Here is a 5,570-nt window from a genome sequence, read left to right on the forward strand (position 1 = left end):
GCCATGATGAATCTGCAAGATTGCTTTCGCGCCACCCTTCTTAATGATGTCTGCAATCTGAGTCAAACTTTGCAAATGCTGCTCATCATAAGCGCACGGCTGACCAACGAACGCTTTGCCAGTTGGATGAACTAGGGTCGCTGCTGTGATGAATAACCCAAAATCATCCGAGCGCCCCATTAAGAAATCACGCTCTTCATCGGACAATGTACCATCAGGATTCGATGCATAATGCGTCATCGGAGCGACGACGAGACGGTTAGGTACTGTGACGCCATTATTTAGGACAAATGGGGCTGATATATTATGTGCATTATTCATAAGATTCTCTGTTATCGGATTTGATTGTGGCTAATTGTAGTGGTGGCATTATATCAAATCCTGCCCACATGCACCGTCATCGCTGTGTAATATCATTTTGCCATTATCATTCAAGCATTGGCATCAGAGGCTACATTTATCATCGCATTTGGGTTATTTATCCGTGCTCTTTAACGCCTTAACACCCAGCCCAAACCAATGTACCAGCTCATCACGATCATCAGTCACTTCGCTTGGCACGCTCATGTAATGCATCACCCGCTGCTTACCCTGCGCGACATAGGTGTATGGATGACCGCCCGCCTGAACAAACTCATGGCGTGTCTCTTCATCTACCTTCACAAAGATTTCATCGTCGTCGGTAATGATCGCAATGATCTTATCGCCATAGAACAGACAATGCTCACCGAACATCTTCTTGTAAGTGAATTTATAATAACCACTCAGCTCATCCTAGATGAATTTGACAAAATCATTAGACATATCAATCTCTTAATTTTACACATTACGGCATATCACCAAGCACAGTCGTTAAAAAATTAAAAACACCACCCAGTGAGGGGCAGTGTTTTGATTATAGCATTACTTAGGTAGTTTTGGTGGCTTATCAGGTTTGGGTAGTGGCGTGGTATTTTGATCCTCTCTAACCTCTACCGCCTCAACATCTTCATCATCGCTGTGATGTTCAGCGATCGCCTCACGAATGTCTTTATTCTCATCGCCTGATTTGTCTTTATCTTGCTCTTTGTCTTTATCCTTAGGTTTACGACCTAGGCGGCGCACGACATAGTTATCAGGCAGTACACGCGTGTTGGGTTCTTTCTCATCTGACACCTCTTCATAGATCACACGCCCTTCACTGTCAATCTGAGCATATTTCACCGACTCACTTCTAGGAAAGAAGAAATCCCAAGGATTAACCAAGAAGTGCTTCCATACCAAGCTATTCAGCTTTTTCCATTCAAAGAATTCTACTTCTTTTGAGCGCAGTGCCACGAACAGCGCCAATGAGAAGCTTACCATCAAGTTCACCATACCTATGAGCAGCACGCCAACAAAGGACAGTAACGCAAGCCCCCAAGTCAAATCCTGTGGCGACAGGTAGAACAGCCCATGCACGAGGTTCGCTGACGCAAAAGCAATGTGGCGAATGTCCAGCGGCAACCCAAGCATGTAACCAATCGTCGCTGTACTACCTAGGAAGCAACCAAAGATAAAGTTACCCATGATCGCACCCAGATTCGCCTCAATAAAACCACCAAGCTTATCTTGCCATTTGCTAGGCATGATGTGCGACAACAAGCGATGTCTGCGGATGCGCTCACCGATTTTATTATAGGCGGCAAGATTGTCATAATAACCTGCAATCAGCCCCGACAAGAACAAGAACACGCCTGCGATCGCCGCATGTGGCAGTGACAATGAACGAATCGGATCAAGCTCATGCAGCAGATGCGCCGCCTTCGAACCATCAATCATCGGCGCACCCGTGAAATATAGCCAAGCATAGGCGATCATCAGTGCGATCGGCATCGCAATTGAAATGTTACCCAAAATCGCCACAAACTGCGTACGCAAGATATCGACGATCAATTCAGAAAGCTTGGTGAGCTGCTGGGTTTTTTTGTTACCGGCGCCATGCGAGATGGTCGAGGCGATTGCAGCAGCTGTCATCGCAGGCTGCTTAGTGGCAACCGTACCGCCTGCAATGTGAATCGTCACAAAGCCCAAGCCATAGATCATGCTGTTAATAAAAGCCTTACCAATCGGTGCCAGCACCAATGACGAGCCCAAGGTTTTCATCGTCGCCATGAAAGCAATGAAAAAACCACCGATCGCCGCTTTTTTGAACATCTTGCGATAGCCTGTGCGATCAGTACTGATGTAATGCTCGCCAACACGGCTGGCATTCTCGGTAACCTTACGCGACAGCAGCTTGGTATTATTCTCAATTAAATAACCAAAACTATAACGCGTCTTGGCGGTGCGTACAATCTGCGCGGTCAGCTCCACGATGGCCTTGTCACGTTTCTTGTCGATGTCTGATACCAGCTCGATCAATACCTGCATGCGATGCAGGCTCTGCTCTAGTCGCACGAGCATGTTCGTCAGGCGAATCGAAATACCTGTCTTATAGATACGCTTACGCACGCTGGTGACAATCTCTTCGCACTGCTCTAGCATGACAAGCAGCGGCGCAGGGCTTATGTCCTCATCAGGCATGATGTCCGTCATAAGGTCAAGCTCATGCGCCTTACGGTATTGATTCACGAACAATACCGCTTCTTGGTTCTGGGCGACGAAAGCGGCGGAGTGGTTGAGCATCTGCGGATAAGCAGACATCAGGTCAGGATGCAGACCCATGCCGCTGATACGATAAGATAAGATAACGATGGCGTTTAGGATGTTGTTCTTGGCAGTCGCCACCAGTGCTAGATCCGACTCATCGACATGCGCAAGCTCGACCAGCTTATCCCACTTATCTTCATCGATCATGCGCACCCAACGCAAATCGCTGCGTTCATTGAACAGATAACTTGCCAGCTCCACCACCGAATCTTCATCGGGCAGCAGCGGCAAGAATCGATGCCCTATCAGGCGATTAACACTATAAGAAAAACTATGATCCGAGGCGATGCCCGTATCAGTATATAGAGTTACTTGGTTGTATTTATTGGTTAGTCTTAGGATAAATGCGGCAAGCGATGCGCCATATTCGGGTTTTTGTTCGATGAGCTCGATCAGCTCATCCATCTTATCATTGGCGATCTCTTCGTCGCCATCATTCACGCGCAACTGATCCACCAGCTCCTTGAGTGCCTGTGGTTCGGGCAGCTCTTTTAGGGCGGTGATGCGCTGTAAGGCATGTTCCAATTCAGAATGGTCAACACTTTGCACCAATTCTCTCCAAATTCTTTTTTATAATCAGTTTTTTAAGTCGCGGTCATTTTAGCACAGTTTTTATGTCAGTTTTTTCATTTATATCATTGCGACTTTTGTTATTAGCCACCGCGCTTGGCTGCAAGCATGGCTTGGATGTTCGACAGGTAGTCTTGGGCGACCAGTTTTGGGTCTTTTTTGACACCTGATTTGCCCGGATAATCCATGTGGTCGGTTGGTAATTCTTCTAAGAATCGAGACGGGGTCGTCTGCTTAAAATCACGTCCTGCGCGACGTTTTTGGGCAAGTGTTAAAGTCAGCTCCAATCTGGCACGCGTGATGCCCACATACATGAGGCGGCGCTCTTCTTCGATGTTCTCTTCTAGTAGCGAATTACGGTGCGGCAGAATCTCTTCTTCAACACCGATGATGTACACATAATCAAACTCAAGCCCCTTAGCAGCATGGAGCGTCATCAGATTCACCTTATTGGTGTTCTCTTCTTCTTGTTGCTGTTCGAGCATGTCAAGCAGCATCATCTTACGAATCACCGCTTCGATGGTCTTATCCTCATCCTCTTCGGCACGGTCGATGAGTGTCGCGATGCTCTGGTAGAGAGATTCGATATTATCAAGCCGGTTTTTTTCTTGTTGTGGGGTTTTGCTGTCTTCTTTGATATAGTCAATATAACCCGTCTCGATGATCATCTGGCGTACCAGTGGCATGGGGTCAGCATTATCATACAGCTCACGCGTGTAACGCTCAATAAAATCAGCAAATGCATACAAGGTATTGCTCGCCTTAGCGCCAACTGCCGCCTTAAGCCCCGCATGAGAACACGCGGACAGTAGCGAGATACCGTATTCTTGGGCGAGCAGACCCAGCTTCTCAAGCGTCGCCGAGCCCATACCTCGCTTAGGCGTATTGATGATTCGCAAAAACGCCGCGTCATCATCAGGATTTAAGATAATACGCAGATAGCTCATCACGTCCTTAATCTCAGTACGCGCAAAGAATGACGTGCCGCCCGAGAGCTTATAAGGCACATTCAGCTGACGCAGCTCGGTCTCTAGCACACGCGCTTGGAAATTCGAGCGATACAGCACCGCATACTGATCCCATGTGTTGCCATTACGCAGACGGTGTGCGACGATTTCTTTGGCGACGCGTTCCGCCTCATCAAAATCCGACGGGCAAGTAATCACTCGGATGCGCTCACCTTCACCCTTATCCGACCACAGCGCCTTATCAAAAATATGCTCGTTATTGGCGATGACCGTATTCGCCGCGCTTAGAATGCGGTTGGTGGAGCGGTAATTTTGTTCGAGTTTGACGACGTGTAGATTGGGAAAATCCTGCTTAAGCAGCGCCATGTTCTCAGGCTTAGCGCCGCGCCATGTGTAGATGGATTGGTCATCATCGCCCACCACCGTGAAGCGCGCTGATGCTCCAACCAGTAGCTTAACCAGCTCATACTGTGCGGTGTTGGTGTCTTGATATTCATCCACGAGCAGATAGCGAATGCGGCGCTGCCATTTGTCGCGCACCATCTCGTTATCTTTTAGAATCTTGGCAGGCAGTACGATCAAGTCATCAAAATCCACCGCATTATACGCGCGCAGATTACGCTCATACAGCCCATACAGATGGGCGAACATCAGATCTTCTGGGTCGGACAGTGTTTGCGCAGCGTCTTCAGGCGATACCAAGTCATTCTTCCAATCAGAGATGAACTTCATCGCCTTACCAGCCAGCTCGCGACTCTCAGCGCCACTCATGTTGTCTCGCATCATCAGCTCCATCAGCAGTCGCTTAGAATCGTCCGAATCCATGATGCTAAAATTCGCCTTAAGCGGTGTGTGCATGAGCTCATAACGCAAAAACTGCAAGCCAAACTGATGAAAGGTGGACACCGTCAGTCCGCGAGTTTTTTCACTGGGTAGAAGCTTAGAGACACGCGCTTTCATCTCACGAGCCGCCTTGTTGGTGAAGGTCATCGCCGTGATGCGCTCGGCAGGCGTATTACAGTTGGTGATTAGATGCGCGATTTTTTGGGTGATGACCGAAGTCTTACCTGAACCTGCTCCCGCCAAGACGAGCAGCGGTCCTGACACATGGGCTAAGGCTTCTTGTTGGCGGGGGTTCAATTGACTCATAATCTAAATTCTTCGGGCAAATGGTTGGCTATTATAATGGATTTTGGCAAATTGGGCAAAAGTTTGTGGTAAAATACACTCATCATTTTAGGAAAAATACTCATGAAAAAACGCCCCACCCTTTTTACCAAATCCTTAATCGCCATGATGATTTTGGTCAATTCATCTTATGCCAACACCACACCACCCCAAGACAAAACCCCAAACCAATTA

At 47.9% G+C, this 5,570-nt stretch carries 3 protein-coding genes and 1 pseudogene; all 4 read right to left on the reverse strand.

Translation table 11 applies throughout. The features are described 5' to 3' along the window. Positions 1 to 321: pseudogene (locus GY683_RS07680) on the reverse strand (NADH-dependent flavin oxidoreductase); the annotation flags it as partial. Positions 322 to 474: 153 nt separating this feature from the next. Continuing rightward, positions 475 to 768 carry a TfoX/Sxy family protein gene (locus GY683_RS07685; protein WP_297288176.1) on the reverse strand — a complete coding sequence of 98 codons (294 nt, stop codon included), beginning with the start codon at positions 766 to 768 and terminating at the stop codon, positions 475 to 477. A 135-nt stretch (positions 769 to 903) separates the two neighbouring features. Continuing rightward, positions 904 to 3,219 carry a site-specific recombinase gene (locus GY683_RS07690; protein WP_297288174.1) on the reverse strand — a complete coding sequence of 772 codons (2,316 nt, stop codon included), beginning with the start codon at positions 3,217 to 3,219 and terminating at the stop codon, positions 904 to 906. A 104-nt stretch (positions 3,220 to 3,323) separates the two neighbouring features. Continuing rightward, the gene (locus GY683_RS07695; protein ID WP_297288175.1) at positions 3,324 to 5,357 is read right to left on the reverse strand and encodes a UvrD-helicase domain-containing protein; all 2,034 of its coding nucleotides are present in this window, start codon (positions 5,355 to 5,357) and stop codon (positions 3,324 to 3,326) included. Positions 5,358 to 5,570: the final 213 nt, after the last annotated feature.

Origin of the sequence: Moraxella sp. (genome assembly GCF_024227015.1) — a bacterium.
Lineage (GTDB): Bacteria > Pseudomonadota > Gammaproteobacteria > Pseudomonadales > Moraxellaceae > Moraxella.

What these genes read in the sequence shown, in the direction of transcription:
- GY683_RS07695 (WP_297288175.1), bottom strand. Translation starts at nt 5,357, where the DNA reads ATGAGTCAATTGAACCCCCGCCAACAAGAAGCCTTAGCCCATGTGTCA.